This is a genomic window from Mucilaginibacter sp. KACC 22063, assembly GCF_028736115.1.
GTDB lineage: Bacteria > Bacteroidota > Bacteroidia > Sphingobacteriales > Sphingobacteriaceae > Mucilaginibacter.
This window is the reverse complement of sequence record NZ_CP117877.1, coordinates 776151-794136: the sequence shown is the minus strand read 5'-3', so window position 1 is coordinate 794136 and position 17986 is coordinate 776151. Positions and strand designations below refer to the sequence as shown.

Sequence of the window (17986 nt, the reverse complement as noted above, 5' to 3'; positions counted from 1 at the left end):
TTATGATTATCGGTTGATTGCGGACAGCCTGAAAAGCGCTGCACCGTGTTTATTTATTTTTTGCTGATAAGTATTCTCGTAGCTACCCATGTTTTTCTTTGCCCATAAATCGCGTACGGTAACTTTACCTTTTAAACCTAATGCAAGCAGGTTAAGGGATACGTCGCTGTCTTCGTTCTTCAGGTTGAATACAGCTGCATAAATGTCTTTTGATCCGGGCACCTGCGAGTACCAAACCATGCTTTCGTCATTATGGTAAAGTTCTTTAGGATTCTGACCTGTTTGGTTAACCGCCAATACCTCGTTGTTGCTTAACAGTTTCAGGTCGTAAGGGCGGTTCTCGGGCATATTACCGCCCATCATTAAAGGTGATCGGTAGATGCACCAGAACGTCATGTGGGTAAGCAGCTCATTATCTGTAAATTTGCTATAACGCTCTGGGCCAACCGGGCCGCGTTTCGATAGCTTACCTATTTGCAGCATATCACAATCTGGCCAATGACCGGGGCCACCCATGCCCTGCCAGTTACGTGCATAGTTAAACATATGCAGCAGCTCTTTCCAGTTATCCCAGAAATCATCTGCCATGCGCCACTGGTTGGCGTATTTTTTAACATGGTCGCCATCTTTTAGCGGGGTTTCACCAGGTGAAATACTCAGCACAATTGGCCTTTTGGTATGTACAATAGCTTTGTGGTAACCTTCAATTTCGGCAGTATGATAAGGACGCGAAATATCGTCTACCTTTATAAAGTCAACTCCCCATGAGGCGTACAGGTCAAGAATCGAGTTCAGGTATTTTTGCGCGCCTGGCTTGCTCATATCGAGGCCGTACATGTGATTCATCCAATCGCATTTGGATGTAGTATCGGCAATCATATCTGCTGTTATGCCTTTAGTACCCAATACCGGCGATTTTGCCCATACTGCCTGGCGTGGAATGCCACGCATAACATGGATACCAAACTTTAAGCCTAAGCTGTGTACATAATCGCCAAGTGGTTTAAAGCCTTTACCGCCAAACGCCGAAGGGAACTTAGTAGGTTGTGGCAATAAACGCCCCCATTTATCCATAGTAAGCCACGGAATAAAGGAACCGTCCTGCAGGTTTTTCTGGAAGGGGTTACCAATATTACTTCCCGGCGGGTTATCGTACGACCATAAAAAATCGACCACCACATATTGCCAGCCATAAGGTTTCAAATATTTGGCAAGATAACGGGCATTGGCTTTTACTTCATCTTCATGCACAGCCGAACCGTAGCAATTGTAGCTGTTCCAACCCATTGGCGGTGTTGCCGCTATTTGCTGTGCCGATGTACGGCCAATAATTACAGCAGCAAAAAACGCTATACAGGCAAGCCTTAATAATGATTTATTGACCATAATAAGAATCGGGACCGTGTTTGCGTTGAAAATGTTTATTGATCAGCGCATCTTTTAAGCGTGGCGCCTGTGCATTTATCTGCTCGGTTAAATAGGCCATTTGGGCTATTGATTCCAGCACGGCACTGTTATAAACGGCTTTATCCGCTGTTTTACCCCAGGTAAAAGGCGCATGGTTACCTACCAGTACCATTTCCACCTCCTTGTGGTCTAAACCGTTTTCTGTGAAATGATTTAGAATCTGATGGCCGGTCTGGTGCTCATAATTACCTTTTATTAATTCGTCGCTCATTGGCGGCGCACACGGAATGTCGGTGGTTAAGTGATCGGCATGAGTGGTTCCAAATATCGGAATGCAGCGTTGTGATTGTGCCCATGCCGTTGCGTAAGTAGAATGGGTATGCACAATACCGTTTATACCATCCCAATGCTTATAAAGCACAGCATGTGTAAGGGTATCTGAAGATGGCCTTAACTCGCCTTCAATGGTTTTACCCTCAAAGTCAACTATGACCATCTTTTCAGGCGACAGGTCTTTATACGGAACGCCGCTTGGCTTTATGGCAAAAACACCAAGTTCGCGGTCGGCAGCGCTTACATTACCGAAGGTAAAGAGCACTAAGCCAAGCTGAGGCAATTGCATATTAGCCTCATAAGCAATTTCCTTAATATGTTGATACTTGCTCATTATTGTATTAATTATCAGCTAAAACACTTTTCGATTCAGCAACCTGCGACGCTACAAATTCGCCGAGGCTTAAGTATTGCTGGTAGCGTTTTGCATAAATTTCTTTGTTAGCTTCATTTGGTTCATACGACACGTCAAAGCCACGGCCCATCGCATTCATTGCATCCTCAACATTTGGATAAATACCGGCTACAACTGCTGCAAACATAGCGGCACCTAAAGCACAGGTATGTTTAAACTGGTGAATGCGGATAGGCATGCCTAATACATCGGCCATGGTTTGCATTACAAATGCAGATTTTTTAGCCACACCGCCTATACCGATGATTCCTTTTACAGGGATACCTTCTCCAATAAAACGGTCGACAATGCTTTTTGCACCGAAGCAGGTAGCCTCTACCAGCGCACGGAATACGCGCGGCGCATCAGAACCCAGGCTTAACCCGGTAATTGCACCTTTTAGCAGTTGGTTTGCATCAGGTGTACGGCGGCCGTTAAACCAATCTACAGCCAACTCGTTCACATCATCAATGGGTAACAATGCTGCCTGCCTGCTTAGTTCAGGGATTATTTCTTCGGATAATTCGACTTTCAAAGCTTCTGCTATTTCAGGGCTGATTACCTTAGAATGATCGAGCAGGTTATTTAAAGGCCATGAGATGATATTTTTAAACCATGCATAGGTATCGCCAAAAGCCGATTGACCAGCTTCGAGGCCAACCATGCCAGGTATTACAGAGCCGTTTACCTGCCCGCAGATGCCTTTAACTAAAGTATCCTGAATATCCTGTGTTGGTGCAACCAATATGTCGCAGGTAGATGTTCCCATCACCTTGCTCAGGTGATAAGGTTCAATCTGTCCGCCTACGGCACCCATGTGTGCATCAAAAGCGCCTACGCCAACTTTCACATCAGCTGGCAGGCCAAGCCTTTGCGCCCATTCTGCACTGATTACTCCGGCAGCTACGTCAGAGGTATAGGTATCTTTAAATAACCTTTCTGTGAAACCTTTTAAAAGTGGGTCCAGGCTTGAGAAAAATTCATCCGGTGGCAAACCGCCGAAGGTTTCAGACCATAATGCCTTATGCCCTGCTGCGCAACGGCTGCGTTTCATATCAGCAACGTTTGTTCCGCCGGTTAACAAGAAAGGGATCCAGTCGCAATGCTCAACCCATGAGTAACAGGCTTGTTTCACCTGCTCATCTGCCCTTAGCACATGCAGTAACTTAGCCCAAAACCATTCTGAAGAGTAAATACCGCCTACATATTGTAAATAGTTAGTAGTAAAACGGGTAGCATGTTCGTTAATCTCGGCAGCTTCCTTTACCGATGTATGGTCTTTCCATAAAACAAACATGGCGTTCGGGTTGCTTTCAAACTCAGGCAGCAACGCAAGCGGTGTACCTGTTTTGTCAACCGCTACAGGCGATGACCCGGTTGTATCCACCGCAATGCCTTTAATGTTGCGGGCAATAGCATCCCCGCCTGCAATTTTGATACACTCTTTTACAGTGATCTCTAAACCTTCGATATAATCAAGCGGGTGCTGCCTGAACTGGTTTGCAGCGGGCTTGCAGAAAAGGCCTTTTTTCCAGCGGGTATATTCGTGTACAGAAGAAGCAAGCTCCTTACCGTTTGAAGCGTCGACGATTACGGAACGAACCGAGTCTGATCCATAGTCGATCCCAATCACATACTGATTCGAATCCATAATTTATTTATTGTTATAATAACACTTATTTTACGACGATCTGGTTTTATGGCTGGTAATGAACACCTAAACCCGATCTTAATTTTACAATTGGTCTATACGTACCCAAGCCATGCCTGCAGCTTTAGCAGCAGTAACCCCGGGTTCAGCATCTTCAAATACGATACAATCTTCAGGCGCAATGCCTAATTCGGCAGCAGCCTTTAAAAACGGATCAGGAAATGGCTTGCCGTGCAGGGTTTCTCCAGCACATACAATGACCTCAACCAGCCCCCTTATTTTTAAAATATTCAACGTTTTCTCAACAGCTTCGCGGCTACCTCCAGATACAACCCCAATCTTCACCTTACCTGCATGTGACTTTAAATGATCAACAACGGTTGTTACAGGTTGGGTTAAATCAATGTACTCATCCAAAAACAAGCGGTATTTAAGCTCATTGAATTTTTCCGGGTCGAGATTGGTATGATGCCGCCTGTTAATTTCTTCTACCACTTTTACAGTAGGCCATCCGGCAAGCTCGTAAACAATATCCCCGGTTATTTCAAGTCCATGATCCGCAGCCACTTTTACATAAGTAAGGCGATGCGCTTCCATATTATCGGCCAGCGTACCATCACAGTCGTAAAGAAATGCCTTATAATTCCGGCTGATGTCTGTTAATTTTTCCAGCGCATCCATTTCAGTTTGTTGCATAATTATTTGCAGTTATAGTTAAACTGCTATCCATACTTCAGCCTGGATTTATTTGTTGGTTATAATTGCCGGAACTGCATTACTGCTTACTCCGTATCACAAATATAATTTTTATTTTATAATTGTAAATAGCACACTTATAAATATTCTAATAATTCCATTTTAAGAATAGATAGCTCATCTACTACAACGATATGAAGAAAATTTAATTTCCATTTCATGTCACCTTCAGTTGCTTGAAAGAATTTTGAGTCATTAAATGCTAACAAGTAAAAAATAGTGATATGAAAAATGGATTAAAATTTTTAACGCTTACAGCAGCAGTTCTGCTTACAGCGTATCATGTAAATGCACAGCCACCTGTAAATGGCCAACCACCCGTTGCTCCGCCACCGCCGCCAGCAGCACCAGCCCCACAACCAGGACTTGCGCCAAGTTTACCGGGTGCTCCAGGCCCGCAAGCTGTACAAGCGCTTACTAACATTAGCGGCCGCATTGTTGAATACAGCGTTAACGACCGTTACGAATATGATGGCTTTGCACTGAGAACAGCCGATAAAACAGTCGCCGTAAAGTTCCCTGCTCATTTGGGTTCACAATTAATGAAAGCAGCCGCAAAAGGCAGCCAGGTTTATGTAAGTGGCACTTACGATGAAACACCTGAAGGCACAGCGTTCAGATTATATAGTTTAAAAGCGGGTGGCAATACCATTACAGATACTGCGCCGCCGGTAGACCAAACCCCACCAGTTGAACAAATCAGGAACTTCGCAGGAACCATCTCTGATCTGAATCACGATCAGCGCGGCATGATCAACGGCGTAGTGCTTAACTCAAAAACTTTTGTGTCGCTGCCGCCACCCGCAGTTAAACAGCTTGCCGGTTATTTAAAGGTGGGAACATCGCTATCAGGTACTGGAATACAAAGGCCTGTACCAAGTGGTGTAGTGGTTGCTAAAAGCTACGATCTGACAGATGCCAGGACATTGTCTATCGCCGGGCAAACTTATTTGATACACTGATTGTTAAGCGCTACCATTTACCCCCTATGAAAACAATAACAGCAAGCTCAACAAAGCCGAACGGAATTTACAGGGCGCTAAACGCACTTAATTTCTTTATGGCCGATATGCAGGCAGGCATCGGGCCATTCCTCGGCATATTTTTATTAGCTAACGGCTGGAAAAGCGGCCCCATCGGTACAGTGATGACCATTGGCGGTGTAGCCGGAATGTTGATGACCGCCCCAGCAGGGGCGGTCATTGATGAAACCACCCACAAACGAAGGTTTGTCATCATACCCGGCGTGTGTACGGTTCTAGCCTCTGCACTTATCCTGATTTCTCAAAAGTTTTTTGTGGTTACACTATCCCAGGTGGCTACAGCAATAGCAGGTGCAGCCATAGTGCCGGCTGTTGTGGGCATCACCCTGGGTATTGTTAAGCAAAAAGGCTTTAACAAGCAAAACGGCCACAACCAAGCCTTCAACCACGCGGGCAACGTTACAGGAGCGGCGCTATCGGGCTACCTGGGCATGAAATGGGGGATGCCTGCCATCTTTGTACTTTCCGCCTTATTCGGGATTTTATCTATCATTAGCGTACTCCAAATTCCTGCTGATAGCATTGATGACCGCGCTGCCAGGGGCATGAAAGAAAGCGAGAAAAATGATGAGAAAGCATCCGGCTTTAGAGTACTGCTGAGCTGCAAATCGTTAATCATACTGGCCGTTGCGCTTGCCTGTTTCCATTTAGGCAATGGAGCGCTGTTGCCACTTTACGGCATGGCAGCGGCTACCAAAAGCCAGGGCAATCCATATATGTTCGTAGCGCTGACGATTGTTATTGCGCAGGTGGTAATGATAGGTGCATCTATAGTTGCCATGAAAATGGCCGAGGGAAAAGGTTATTGGCTGGTAATGCTGCTATCCTTTATTGCTTTGCCCATACGTGGTTTCATCGCATCGCATATGATTAGCCATACCGGGTTATATCCCGTTCAGATACTTGACGGCATAGGCGCCGGTTTACAAAGTGTTGCCGTACCCGGACTTGTAGCCCATATATTAAATGGTACAGGCCGTATTAACGTAGGGCAAGGCGCGGTAATGACCGTTCAGGGGTTGGGTGCCGCACTTAGTCCGGCTATAGGCGGATGGATTGCACAAGGCATTGGCTACAATCATGCATTTCTGATACTTGGGAGCTTTGCCCTGGTATCTATAGCCGTGTGGGTGATCTACTCAAAAACACTGAAAAAAGATTGTGATATAACTACGAATTAACATCCGATTTATGTTTACCGAAAAACAAAAACCACTGCTTTTTGCACATATCGGCGATTTACATATTACCGATGCAAAGCAGCAAAACTATAAAGACTTTTTAAGCATTACCGCCCAGATTGCAGCCGGATTTGTAGACCAACTGGATTTTGTATTCCTTCCCGGTGATAATGCCGATAACGGACTTGTTGAACAATACCGCCTTATAGCGCCTGCCTTAAAAATGCTGGATATACCTGCTTATATCATTACTGGCGACCATGATATGGAGCAAGGCAGCCTTGATAACTTTTACAGCACGCTTAAAGCACCCAAATTACCTTTCAGAAAAAAAATAAAAGGTGTGAATTGCCTTTTTCTTGATGTGTGCGGCCCAGGAGCAGGTGGCCCTGACTTCCGTTTTGGCAGCGAGCAATTGCAAAACCTGGAAGAAGTATTAAATGAATGCAGCAGTGAAAATGGCCCTTGCGCTATTTTTATGCACACTTACCCTGATGATTTAAAAGACAGCGCCGAAAAGCAACAGCTATTGCAACTGATCAATAATCACAAGGTTGCACTCATTACAATGGGGCATACTCATTATAATGAAATCTCAAACAACAGAAACACCATTTATACAGCAACACGTTCAACAGGCCAGATAGAGGAAGGCCCGGTAGGCTACTCGATCACCAGTATAGATAATGGTGTAATTTCATGGCGCTTTAAATTGCTGGAAGACCCGCTGCCTTTCGTTATGATAACCAGCCCGGCAGATCACCGGCTTTATCGCACAGTTAACCGCATAGAAGGGAACGAAGCAGTGGTAAGAGCTACCATACTGGGACAAGATGCCATAAAACAGGTATCTTGCCTGCTTGAAAACGGACAAATCTATTCCATGAGTTTCGATAACGAACGTAACGACTGGTTCACTACAATTCCTTTAAATAATCAGCCAACCATGAGGTTATCTGTAGAAGCGGTTACCGTTAACGGCAGGCCCGGCAGGCATACTATAGAAATGGCTACGCCATTGTTTAACCCGGCTGCTGATGGCCGCGACGGAAGTGACGAGTTGACCATAGGCGCCTGGACGGAAAATGGCATATTGGGCACACAACTTGGCCCTAACAGAAATGCAAAACCACCTAAGAAAAGAGAATCCTAAAATATGAATGCTACAATAGCCATTTACTTAATTTCAATAGTGGCCACAGCCGGTGTAATTATCCGGCCTTTTAAAGTTCCCGAATTTGTATGGGCATTAGCTGGTGCCGCACTTTTGCTGATTTTAGGATTGATCTCCTTTTCAACCGCGTGGACAGGTATATTAAAAGGGACAGATGTATACCTATTCCTTACCGGCATGATGTTGCTATCTGAATCGGCACGACAGGAAGGTTTATTTGACTGGCTGGCCTGCCACGCTACCCGTTTTGCAGGCGGCTCACCCGTTAAACTTTTTTTGCTGATCTACCTTGTGGGTGTAGTGGTTACCACCTTTATGTCGAACGATGCAACAGCCGTGGTATTAACACCTGCCGTTGCAGCTGCAGTACAAAGCGCAAAAGTAAAGCAGCCTTTGCCTTACCTTTTTATATGTGCTTTTATTGCCAATGCAGCTTCGTTTGTGTTGCCGATATCAAACCCTGCAAACCTTGTAATTTATGGCGCACACATGCCATCATTGCTGTTATGGCTTAAATCATACTTATTACCATCTGTGTTTTCGATAGTGATAACATTAGTCATGCTTTATTTAACCCAACGCAAAGACCTGCGCGAGCCAATCGAAAAAGATGTGGAAACGCCAACATTATCACACGGAGGAAAGATTGCATTGGCGGGCATCCTGTTAACTATTGTTACCTTGATCTTTGCTTCGGCAAAAGACTGGCAGCTTGGCTTACCTACAGCCATTGCCGGTATTTTTACAGCCATTATTGTGGTGATTACCGCAAAGCGCAACCCGCTAAAAGTGATTGGCAATATTTCATGGGCGGTACTGCCGTTGGTAGCAGGCCTTTTCATCCTGGTGGAAGCGCTTGGCAAAGTTGGACTGGTAGAAACCATTAGTAACTTTATAAAAGCACATGCCGAAAGCAATGCTGATGCTACTGCGTTTTTAGGCGGAACTGCAATTGCATTTGCCTGTAACCTGGTAAACAACTTACCTGCGGGGCTTATTGCAGGCAGCGCCGTTACAGCAACACATATCCCGGATATTGTAAAAAGCGGCATTTTGATCGGTGTGGACTTAGGACCAAACCTTTCAGTAACAGGATCACTGGCTACCATACTATGGCTTACCGAGTTAAGGCGTAACGGACAATCTGTAGGTGCATGGCAATTTTTAAAATTAGGCGCGCTTGTAATGATCCCTGCTTTATGCGCCGCGTTATTAGCATTATGGATTTAAGCAGCATAAACTTAATTTTATACTTAACGATGAAGTAAAAATGTCCGACAGACCTATGAAATCCTATTCGGCTTTAACAATCATACTTATGGTATGCATTATTGTGCTGTTATCAGTAATTGGGTTTCTATTGTACAAGATCAACTTATCTGGTCCGCCGGGGCCACCGTTACCTGGTCCGCCACCTTTAGCTGCCGGGCCTCCCGGCGATGAGCTTAAAATTGTAGCCGGTAAAATTGAGGGCTACACCAACAATGTACACCTTGATATTAATGGTGTAAAGCTGCAAAAGGATGGCGACGGCATTTTAACCTTTGAGTTTCGTCCGCATACAGCCAGCGCGGTTTTATCAGCTGCCAAACCGGGAGATGAAGTTGAGATCAGTTACAGCACCCAACCTAATGATGAGGCTATTGTATATCAATTACACCGCATTAAAAACACACGGACAGGAAAGAATATTGATATTGACCAGCTCTCCCCCCCTCCGCGTATCCCGGAAGGCCAGCAATCATCCTTATTTCAGCTACAAAACCCTACTATTATTACCGATGGCTATGGCGGTGTAGCTGCATTACAATCTCCGGGGAAATTGTTCCACTTTAAACCCGAACAGGTGGAGGATATACAATCGCTAATTAAAACCGGACATAACTTTAAGTTGCTTGCGGTAAAGCGCGGCGACGACCAAGGCTTTGTAAATATTCACCACGACCAGGTGTATATCGTCATTAGCATTACTATTGATAATAAAACTTTTATGATACGATGAAGATACTGGTGATAGAAGATGAGCCGAAACTTGGAAGTTTTATTTGTGCAGGCCTAACGCAAAACGGCCATGTCTGCGACCATATTACTGATGGCGCAAGCGGGCTGGAAGCATTAATGGTAAATAGTTATGACCTGGTGTTGTTAGACCTGATGCTGCCCGGCATGAACGGCTTTGACGTGCTGAAAAACCTGCAAAGCTTTGGCAAGCAGGTACCGGTAATTATCCTTAGTGCGTTGAGCGATACGGAAAACGTGATTAAAGGCCTTGATCTTGGTGCGATAGACTACCTCCGTAAACCATTTGAACTGGACGAATTACTGGCGCGGGTACGTACCGTACAAAGGCGCAACAGCGGGCAGCAAACTGCCAAACTAAGGTTTGAAGATCTGGAAATGGACCTGTACACCCGCGAAGTTACCCGTGCGGGCAAAGCGATTGCCTTAAGTAACCGCGAATTTGCTTTGTTAGAATTTCTATTGAACAACGCTAACCGTGTAGTTACCAAAACGCAGATACTGGAAAAAGTATGGGACATAAATTTCGATCCTGGAAGCAATGTAATCGAGGTACATCTTTACCAGTTGCGTAAAAAGATCGACAAAGATTCAGACAACCCGCTTATCCATACCGTTATTGGCAGAGGATATACCGTTAAAGGGCAATTGCATTAGTATGAAATTTAGCAGGCACCCGGGTATACGTTTAAAAATCACCGCAGCGTTTGCGCTGGTATTTACCTTGTTAAGTGTGGTGCTTAATATATACAGTTACCATAAAATACGCCGCTTAATTATTGCCGATAATAACCGTTACCTATTATCACAGGCAAAATCACTGCTCGATAAAACAGAGGTTAACCCGGTGATTATTCCGCTGCCCCAGAAAAATACTTTTTTAAAAATATTCGCCCGTAATTATAATGGCAGCAAAACCTTACTGTTCCAGTCGCCGGGGGCTATTCAAAAAATCTCATTGCCAAAACGCACTGGTGTATCCGACACGCTGGGCTTCCGTGTAGCTTATGTCAGTAATACAAGCGATGATAACCCGGCAGAATTAATGTTGGCGGTAAACGCAGCTTCGCTGCAAGCTACCCTGCGATATCTGCTGCTGCTTTTGTTACTGTCTACCTTAATTAGCGTGCTTATTTCAGGAGTGATCTCGTTCTGGCTGGCCAGGTTCTTTTTAAAACCATTACAGCAGATCATCCATAAAACTAACAGTATCACTGCCGGGCATTTAAAAGAAAGGGTACCTGTTAAACAAAGCAACGACGAATTGCAGGAGCTTGCAGAAACCATTAATGATATGCTGCAACGCATTGATCAGGCACTGCAACAACAGCAAAACTTTTTTGCCTCAGCCTCGCACGAACTCAAAACGCCGCTTGCCGTAATGCGTGCCGAGCTCGAGGTTAATTTGAGGCGAAATGAAACCAGCGAGCAAATGACTAACCTGCTCAACAGCCAGATGGATGAAATTAACCGCTTGCAAAAAATTGTAGAGGAGTTTTTAGTCATCAGCCAGATTAAAGCCGGTCGCTTATCATTAAATCCCGATAAGTTTGACCTGTCTGACTTATGCTTAAAAACAGGCCATCAATTAAGGGCATTAGCTACAGCAAAGAATTTGAAAACGGTGATCAGGTTTGATGAAGAAACTGAAGACTTCACCATTTTTGCTGACAAAGAGAAAATGCGGATCGTGATTTCCAATCTGTTGGTCAACGCCATTAAATATAGCACTAACGGCTCGGTCATTAATTGCACGGTAGGCTACAATGCTGAAAAACAGCAAATGGTTTTAGAGGTTGAAAACAGCATACCCGAAGAATCACTTGATACAGCAAACCTAACCACAGCTTTTTACAGAAAGAGCGTTTTAGATATTGGTGCGGGTGTAGGGTTATGGCTTTGCCGCGAAATTATTGAAGCACATGGCGGCCAGCTTAATTTACACAGTTCCAATTATCATTTTGTAACTTCTGTTTTACTCCCTGTTAAGTTTGCGGTTTAGACGAATAGCATCTTAACCCTTAAAACACACAGCAAGTTCCAGGCAGGTTCTGTAAAGGGCAGCAAGGTAGCGTAGCGGGCCAAGCTGTTGATATATACCTTTATAACAGGTGCTGACTGGAACTGACCTTTGTGAATGCGGCAAGATGTTAATTCGCTACATCATTATTTTCAATAGACCTCCGGCTTTTATTCACACCATCATTCAGCCCTCCAAACTTGTAATTCAGGCTGATGCCAAATGACCGGAAATAATCGCGAGAGGTGTACAACTGGTTAAAATCGGGGCCAAATGTGCGGGTAATATTATTACGGTAACCGGTAAACGGGTTATTTACACGTACCGCGAATCCTAATTTATTTTTGATCAGTTCTTTATTCACACTAAAAGCAGTACTCACAAAACTATTAGAATAGCCCTGCAAGCCGGTAGGGTTACGGCTAACCACATTCAGATCGGCATTTGCTGCCCACCCGTTATTGAAACGCAACCCGTTGGAAAGCGAAAAGGAATACATTAACCTATCGTTCCGCACAACCTTGCCGTCTGCACTGCCCTGTAGCCACAGGTACATCACGTTGCCATTCACGCTTAAATTATAAACTTTGCTAAACGGATAGGAAACGGATAAATTACCGCCAAAACTGCTTGATTTTCCTGTATTGGCATAGCTGGTACGGGTAATTTGTGTTGCTGGGTCAAAGTCGGCCACCTGCAAATCAAGATTATTCATAAAGGAATAATCCAGTCCTATGTTTAAAGACAACTTTTTATTGCTGCTAAACCCGGCTTGCACATCGTTTAATAATACAGGGCGCAGGTTAGGGTTTCCGGTGACCTCGAAGTTAGGGTTAGAGCGATCAATGTAGGGATTAAGTCTGTTAATACCAGGCCTGCGGATCCGTTGTGAAAATCCAAAGTTAAGCGCGGTTTGATCATTAAAGTTTTTACCCACTGCGATAGATGGCAACACATTTAAATAGTTTTGATCTGCGGCGGTTGCAGTACTGATAAAGTCTGCCCTGATCACAGTTCCCTCTACCCTTAAGCCAGCATTAATGTTCCAGCTTTTTAAATTGATCTGGTAAGAATTGTAAGCGCTGAACACATTTTGCTTGTTAGTGTATTGGTTAGACAATGCCGCATCCGCATCAAACTGGCCGGTAGCACTGTTGAAACTATTGTACCCATAGTTGCTGTTACTGTTGCGCAGTATTCCCTTTATACCAGCCTCAATGTTTACTTTTTTAACCGGCGTTACAAAATCAACCTGGAAAGTATGCTCATTGAATTTTTGCCTGTCATTTTGGTTATAGTCCGGCGTATTGAAATTTACAGGATTAGTTATGGTTACGTCCCCGTTGCGGTTATTCCTATTATCAGCATACTGATAGGAGAAGGTTAGCAACCTATTTTTAACCTGTTTAAAACCGATCTGATAGTTAACTGCGGCATCCCAACCGTATCCTGTTCCCTTATTATTATTCTGCAGGTTATAAGACTGGGCAAGCCCATTGGTGCCACTTAGACCGGATACCTGAGTCATATGGTCAGTCGCACGGCTGCCATTCAGGTTCAACTGCCCGGATAGCAGGTGAAGAGAATCAATTTCGTAGCTCATTTCAGTACCGAAATAGGCCGTTTTATTATTTGACCGGCGATCTCCCGTTTGCAGCAGGCTGCTTGCGCTGGTGCCAAAAGTCTCCCTGCTATTTGTAAAAACGGTTTTAGGCGTATTCGCGATGCTGGCGCTGCCGATAGCTGCAACAACAAATTTGCCGCTTTTAGCGGTGATAGAACCACCAGCGCCCGGGCCGCCAACCGGAAAGCTTTCATTGGCATTCAATAATCCGCTGTAGCCGTTATTCAGTTTCTTTATCGTGATAATGTTGATGATGCCGGCCAGGCCTTCACCATCATATTTAGACGGCGGAATGGTGATCACCTCTATTCGCTGGATAGTGGAGGCAGGTATGCTTTTTAATATCGCATTCAAATTGTTTTCCATACTGGGAGAAGGTCTTCCGTTAACAAGCACTTTAAAGCTGGAATTACCTTTCAGCAGAATGTTGTCCTGGCCATCCAATGTGATGTAAGGGATCTTGTGCATCATCCCTAAAACACTGTTAGATTTACTTTCGGGATCTGCCTGCAGGTCGTAAATGATACGATCTGCCTTTTGTTTAATGATGGGCCGCAGGCCTGTTACTGATACTTCTTTTAAGCTGTTAATCTGCTGTGTAAGTAAGATTGTTCCGATATCTGTGTCCTTCTTCAGGTCAAGTAAAAATGTTTTAGGTGCGTAACCCAGGGTCACAACAACCATGTGATAAGTTGATGGTGCCAGCATCGAAAAGGCAAACGAGCCGTCTTCCTTGCTTATACCAGCCCTGATCGTTTCGCCGTTATTGTCATTCAGTTTTACCGTTGCAAAGGCTAATTTAGTACTGGTGGCCGAATCAATTATAGTGCCTTTGATGATTAATTTGCCACTATTTACCTGGCCGAATATACTGGCGGTTTGCAGTAACAAAAGCGCAAAAAATAATATTGCGCTAAAGAGGTGATATTGGGTTTTCATGATTTTTAAAGATTTATAGGTTGAAAATTTGAGCAAAGCAATCCCAGTAAAGACCAATAGGCTTTAAAAAATTGGCAGTATTACAGGGATTGTTTTAAGGGTGAATTACCCTATGTTTTAATTAAAGCGATTGCTTATTGCGGTGATTACGGATAAAAAGATAATAAAGGAAGAAGCCTGCAGCTACAAATAATATCTCTACGCCGTAAGGTACCGGCGATTCTTGAGCACTATAAGGGATAAACTGCATAACGATCAGCCCCAGGCCGGTAGTTGAAAGAATGATGGCCCATTTCATAGATTCGGTGCCAAAGCCGGAAAGCTCCTGTAAAAATTTCAGCCCGGTTTCATCTAAGGGACCGGCATCAATAATCCGTTTCTTTAAACGGTAATTATATAGCGCAAGAATGAATATAGCAATAAGTATAAAGAATATGATGACGACGATAAAGGGCATTAACTGTTTCATGATGTTGTGATTTAAATGATTTTGATACAGTAGTCTTTAAAAATAACATAACGGTTGCAAATATTTTTCTTTAATATTTGCAACCGTTACCATGCCGTTACAGACTACTATAATATGTTTGATGAAAAGGAAATTGTATCCAAAATATTAAAGGGAGATTTCCGGGCTTTTGAACGATTGGTTAAACAATATGAGAAGCTGGTTTTCTTTGTAGTAAATCGCCTTGTGTATAACCAGCAGGATAAGGAAGACATTTGCCAGGATGTTTTTATTAAAGTACACCATAGCCTGCCTAAATTTCAATTTCAGTCTAAACTATCCACCTGGGTTGCCCGCATTGCTTATCTCACAACTGTTGATCACATCAAAAAAAGCAAACAAAACCAACAGGCTGATTTCCCGGATGATATAGATAACTATCATTTTACGGCGATTAGTCCCGAGTCTGAACTGGTGAAGAAAGACACTACTGCCTATATAAACCTGCTTATTGAACAGATGCCGTTGCAATATCGCACCGTTATCACCCTGTACCATTTAAATGAATTTACCTGCCCGGAAATAGAACAGATCACCGGCATACCGGAAGGCACGGTTAAAAGCCACCTTTTCAGGGCCCGCAAGTTATTGAAAGAAAAAATTGAACACGATCTTAAAGACTAAACCATGAAAAAGCTAACCGATGAGCAGATCCAGGCAATGCTGGACAATGAATTGATGAACCCCGCTGATATGCTATCCGCCTCGGAAGACGAGCAGGTGCAACGCTATAAGTCTTTATTTCAAAAGTTAAATCAGGAGCCGGAACAGGGCTTGCCATTTAATTTTTCTTCAAAAGTTACCGGCCAGCTCAAATTAAAATTGAAGAAACGAAGCGATATTCGATTTAATCTGCTCGCTATATTAGGCATAGTCGTTGGCCTGATTATGGTTTACGGGTTACTAACTATGGTTGATCTTAGCGCCGGAAACCAATTTTTAATAGCCGTGCTTAAATTTAAATGGCTGCTTATTATGGGGGCAATTATGTTGTTAGGCAATTTGATTTTCGAGCAGAGAGTTATTGATACGAATAAAAACTCTTTATATTAAAAGAATATCTGCAAAGGCATTAGAATTGCTTTTAAGTAAATAACGCTTAATTAACATAAAGTCAACAGGTAATTAATCATTCAAATTACTAACTTTAGGATTTAGATTATTGAGCAGTACTAAAGTTTAGCAGATGAGCGATCAGCAATTGTGGGCATCATTTTTACAAGGAGACCAACAAGCCTATCAAAACATCTATGCACTTTATTACCAAAACCTGTACAGCTACGGGCTCAGAAAAACCAACGAGCCTGAACTTGTGCGCGATTGTATCCAAGATCTGTTTGTTAACTTATGGACAAGCCGCAAAAATCTGAACCCTACCGATAATATTAAATATTATTTACTGGCTTCGTTAAAAAACTTGTTAATAAGGGCAAGCACCAATAACGTCCGCTGGCAGGGTGTCTCTGCCGAATCGCTAAACCAGTTTCAGTTAGAGTTTAATTTAGAGTCTGATTACATCCGTAAGGAAAACATAAGTTTGCAGGCCAAAATGCTGATGGATGCATTGGATCAGTTAACTCCCCGGCAAAAAGAGGTGCTTTACCTGCGCTATTTTGAAGAACTAAGCTTTGAAGAAATTGCTGACCTGCTGGATATATCTGTTAGAGCAGTTTATAAATTGGGTTATCGGGCAATTGATGCGCTCAAAATAATTTTAAATCTCCCTAAAGCCAATATTTTATTACTACTGGCTACTTGTCGCATAGAAATTTTCCAGTCTACAGGGCACTTTTTAAGATAATATTAAATTATTTTGAATTTTTCTGTTTTTCATGGGTCAAAATGAACAGGAAAATGCTTTGTACTATTAATAACACCTCAAAGTGCTTAATTATACATGCAGAAATTTAACGAATACTCGTTTGACGACTTTTTAGAAGACCTTTCATTCATCAGATTTGTAAAAAAAGGTCCGCAAGGCCCTGATGATGTTTGGCAGCAATGGGTTGTCAGCAACCCGCCTAATCATTCAGCTTATCGTCAGGCGCTGGTATACGTTTTAACTGCTGTAAGTATTAACCCGGTTAGCGATACAGAAGATAACAAAGCTGATGTATGGGCTAAGATCAACCAACGCATTACCCGCGAAACCAAAGTAACAACCTTTAGAAAAAGGATAAAGATCTGGAGTTATTCTGCTGCTGCGGCATTGCTGTTGTTTGCCTGCGGTTATTGGTATGTTACCTCACAAATTATTATACAAACCGGCTTTGGCGAGCAGCGTACTGTTACACTCCCCGATAACAGTATCGTGAAGCTGAATGCCAATTCGAGCCTGCATTATTACCGTGCCTGGAAATGGCATGGCATGCGGGAAGTATGGTTAAATGGCGAGGCTTATTTCAAAATCCAACACTTGAACAAACAACCGCAGCAGGTTAAACCTTCAGAGCGCTTTATGGCACATGCAGGAGATGTACAGGTACAGGTATTAGGTACCGAATTTAACATTAAAAATCGCCGCAATCATGTCATTGTATCACTGATGAAAGGTAAGATCGGTATCGGCACAAAGCAATCTGCGCAGCTTATCCTGCAACCGGGTGAAGCCATCAGGTATCAGGATCAGAAAATGATGCGCACGGTAATTACACGCATGAACAACCAGCCGCTGGCATGGATCAAAAACCAGATGGTTGTTAGTGGTATAACAGTAGCAGGTATCATTGAAAACTATGAGGATACTTATGGCGGTCATATTATTCTGGAAAACCCGGCGTTGGGTAACAAACGCATAGACGGTACAATTTCAATGATCAGTAAGGATGCCACGCTTTATATGCTGGCCAACTTACTGAATGGCACCATTGAACAACGCGACAATAACACTTACTACATTAAACAAAACCATGTAAAATAATTAACTAATAACCCTCC

At 43.4% G+C, this 17986-nt stretch carries 17 protein-coding genes; 11 read left to right on the top strand and 6 right to left on the bottom strand.

Annotated features, from left to right (window positions below):
* Positions 1 to 6 precede the first annotated feature (6 nt).
* From PQ461_RS03565 to PQ461_RS03550, 4 genes are all read right to left on the bottom strand, one after another.
* Complete coding sequence (locus PQ461_RS03565) at positions 7 to 1386, bottom strand: glycoside hydrolase family 27 protein (protein WP_274208265.1); 1380 nt, start codon at positions 1384 to 1386, stop codon at positions 7 to 9.
* Positions 1376 to 2074: an L-ribulose-5-phosphate 4-epimerase gene (locus PQ461_RS03560; protein ID WP_274208264.1), complete on the bottom strand. Its 699-nt coding sequence runs from the start codon at positions 2072 to 2074 to the stop codon at positions 1376 to 1378. Before PQ461_RS03560 ends, PQ461_RS03565 begins: the two co-directional genes overlap by 11 nt.
* Before the next feature lie 7 nt (positions 2075 to 2081).
* Positions 2082 to 3785: a ribulokinase gene (locus PQ461_RS03555; RefSeq protein ID WP_274208263.1), complete on the bottom strand. Its 1704-nt coding sequence runs from the start codon at positions 3783 to 3785 to the stop codon at positions 2082 to 2084.
* Between the two features lie 84 nt (positions 3786 to 3869).
* Entirely contained in the window at positions 3870 to 4481 is a 612-nt protein-coding gene (locus PQ461_RS03550) for an HAD family hydrolase (RefSeq protein ID WP_274208262.1), read from the bottom strand.
* A 284-nt stretch (positions 4482 to 4765) separates the two neighbouring features.
* Here PQ461_RS03550 and PQ461_RS03545 point away from each other — a divergent pair, with 284 nt between their 5' ends.
* Genes PQ461_RS03545 through PQ461_RS03515 form a run of 7 tightly spaced genes read left to right on the top strand, consistent with a single transcriptional unit; the run spans position 4766 to position 11960 of the window.
* Entirely contained in the window at positions 4766 to 5503 is a 738-nt protein-coding gene (locus tag PQ461_RS03545; protein WP_274208261.1) for a hypothetical protein, read from the top strand.
* A gap of 26 nt (positions 5504 to 5529) precedes the next feature.
* Entirely contained in the window at positions 5530 to 6765 is a 1236-nt protein-coding gene (locus PQ461_RS03540; RefSeq protein WP_274208260.1) for an MFS transporter, read from the top strand.
* Between the two features lie 10 nt (positions 6766 to 6775).
* Entirely contained in the window at positions 6776 to 7918 is a 1143-nt protein-coding gene (locus PQ461_RS03535; protein ID WP_274208259.1) for a metallophosphoesterase family protein, read from the top strand.
* Positions 7919 to 7921: 3 nt separating this feature from the next.
* Positions 7922 to 9169, top strand: coding sequence for an arsenic transporter (locus tag PQ461_RS03530; RefSeq protein ID WP_274208258.1), 1248 nt, complete (start codon positions 7922 to 7924; stop codon positions 9167 to 9169).
* 55 nt (positions 9170 to 9224) lie between these two features.
* The gene (locus PQ461_RS03525; RefSeq protein ID WP_274208257.1) at positions 9225 to 9941 is read left to right on the top strand and encodes a hypothetical protein; all 717 of its coding nucleotides are present in this window, start codon (positions 9225 to 9227) and stop codon (positions 9939 to 9941) included.
* Positions 9938 to 10615 (top strand): response regulator transcription factor, encoded by a 678-nt coding sequence (locus tag PQ461_RS03520; RefSeq protein ID WP_274208256.1) that lies wholly within the window; start codon positions 9938 to 9940, stop codon positions 10613 to 10615. The genes PQ461_RS03525 and PQ461_RS03520 overlap by 4 nt, the downstream gene beginning before the upstream one ends.
* Position 10616: 1 nt before the next feature.
* Positions 10617 to 11960 carry a HAMP domain-containing sensor histidine kinase gene (locus tag PQ461_RS03515; RefSeq protein ID WP_274208255.1) on the top strand — a complete coding sequence of 448 codons (1344 nt, stop codon included), beginning with the start codon at positions 10617 to 10619 and terminating at the stop codon, positions 11958 to 11960.
* Between the two features lie 148 nt (positions 11961 to 12108).
* Here PQ461_RS03515 and PQ461_RS03510 read toward each other — a convergent pair whose 3' ends face one another.
* Together PQ461_RS03510 and PQ461_RS03505 are read right to left on the bottom strand one after the other, a co-directional pair.
* A complete protein-coding gene (locus PQ461_RS03510; protein WP_274208254.1) occupies positions 12109 to 14541 on the bottom strand; it encodes a TonB-dependent receptor domain-containing protein in 2433 nt (810 codons plus the stop codon).
* Between the two features lie 121 nt (positions 14542 to 14662).
* Positions 14663 to 15010: a hypothetical protein gene (locus PQ461_RS03505; protein ID WP_274208253.1), complete on the bottom strand. Its 348-nt coding sequence runs from the start codon at positions 15008 to 15010 to the stop codon at positions 14663 to 14665.
* A 54-nt stretch (positions 15011 to 15064) separates the two neighbouring features.
* Between PQ461_RS03505 and PQ461_RS03500 the strand changes: the two genes are divergently transcribed.
* The 4 genes from PQ461_RS03500 to PQ461_RS03485 all read left to right on the top strand — a co-directional run bounded on the left by PQ461_RS03500 (position 15065) and on the right by PQ461_RS03485 (position 17969).
* Positions 15065 to 15673 carry an RNA polymerase sigma factor gene (locus PQ461_RS03500; RefSeq protein ID WP_274208252.1) on the top strand — a complete coding sequence of 203 codons (609 nt, stop codon included), beginning with the start codon at positions 15065 to 15067 and terminating at the stop codon, positions 15671 to 15673.
* Positions 15674 to 15676: 3 nt separating this feature from the next.
* Entirely contained in the window at positions 15677 to 16102 is a 426-nt protein-coding gene (locus PQ461_RS03495; RefSeq protein ID WP_274208251.1) for a hypothetical protein, read from the top strand.
* A gap of 133 nt (positions 16103 to 16235) precedes the next feature.
* Entirely contained in the window at positions 16236 to 16850 is a 615-nt protein-coding gene (locus tag PQ461_RS03490) for an RNA polymerase sigma factor (RefSeq protein ID WP_274208250.1), read from the top strand.
* A 96-nt stretch (positions 16851 to 16946) separates the two neighbouring features.
* A complete protein-coding gene (locus PQ461_RS03485) occupies positions 16947 to 17969 on the top strand; it encodes a FecR family protein (RefSeq protein ID WP_274208249.1) in 1023 nt (340 codons plus the stop codon).
* Positions 17970 to 17986 lie beyond the last annotated feature (17 nt).

What these genes read in the sequence shown, in the direction of transcription:
- PQ461_RS03490 (WP_274208250.1), top strand. Translation starts at nt 16,236, where the DNA reads ATGAGCGATCAGCAATTGTGGGCATCATTTTTACAAGGAGACCAACAA.
- PQ461_RS03540 (WP_274208260.1), top strand. Translation starts at nt 5,530, where the DNA reads ATGAAAACAATAACAGCAAGCTCAACAAAGCCGAACGGAATTTACAGG.
- PQ461_RS03550 (WP_274208262.1), bottom strand. Translation starts at nt 4,481, where the DNA reads ATGCAACAAACTGAAATGGATGCGCTGGAAAAATTAACAGACATCAGC.
- PQ461_RS03515 (WP_274208255.1), top strand. Translation starts at nt 10,617, where the DNA reads ATGAAATTTAGCAGGCACCCGGGTATACGTTTAAAAATCACCGCAGCG.
- PQ461_RS03535 (WP_274208259.1), top strand. Translation starts at nt 6,776, where the DNA reads ATGTTTACCGAAAAACAAAAACCACTGCTTTTTGCACATATCGGCGAT.
- PQ461_RS03485 (WP_274208249.1), top strand. Translation starts at nt 16,947, where the DNA reads ATGCAGAAATTTAACGAATACTCGTTTGACGACTTTTTAGAAGACCTT.
- PQ461_RS03545 (WP_274208261.1), top strand. Translation starts at nt 4,766, where the DNA reads ATGAAAAATGGATTAAAATTTTTAACGCTTACAGCAGCAGTTCTGCTT.
- PQ461_RS03505 (WP_274208253.1), bottom strand. Translation starts at nt 15,010, where the DNA reads ATGAAACAGTTAATGCCCTTTATCGTCGTCATCATATTCTTTATACTT.
- PQ461_RS03530 (WP_274208258.1), top strand. Translation starts at nt 7,922, where the DNA reads ATGAATGCTACAATAGCCATTTACTTAATTTCAATAGTGGCCACAGCC.
- PQ461_RS03510 (WP_274208254.1), bottom strand. Translation starts at nt 14,541, where the DNA reads ATGAAAACCCAATATCACCTCTTTAGCGCAATATTATTTTTTGCGCTT.
- PQ461_RS03525 (WP_274208257.1), top strand. Translation starts at nt 9,225, where the DNA reads ATGAAATCCTATTCGGCTTTAACAATCATACTTATGGTATGCATTATT.
- PQ461_RS03520 (WP_274208256.1), top strand. Translation starts at nt 9,938, where the DNA reads ATGAAGATACTGGTGATAGAAGATGAGCCGAAACTTGGAAGTTTTATT.
- PQ461_RS03495 (WP_274208251.1), top strand. Translation starts at nt 15,677, where the DNA reads ATGAAAAAGCTAACCGATGAGCAGATCCAGGCAATGCTGGACAATGAA.
- PQ461_RS03565 (WP_274208265.1), bottom strand. Translation starts at nt 1,386, where the DNA reads ATGGTCAATAAATCATTATTAAGGCTTGCCTGTATAGCGTTTTTTGCT.
- PQ461_RS03560 (WP_274208264.1), bottom strand. Translation starts at nt 2,074, where the DNA reads ATGAGCAAGTATCAACATATTAAGGAAATTGCTTATGAGGCTAATATG.
- PQ461_RS03555 (WP_274208263.1), bottom strand. Translation starts at nt 3,785, where the DNA reads ATGGATTCGAATCAGTATGTGATTGGGATCGACTATGGATCAGACTCG.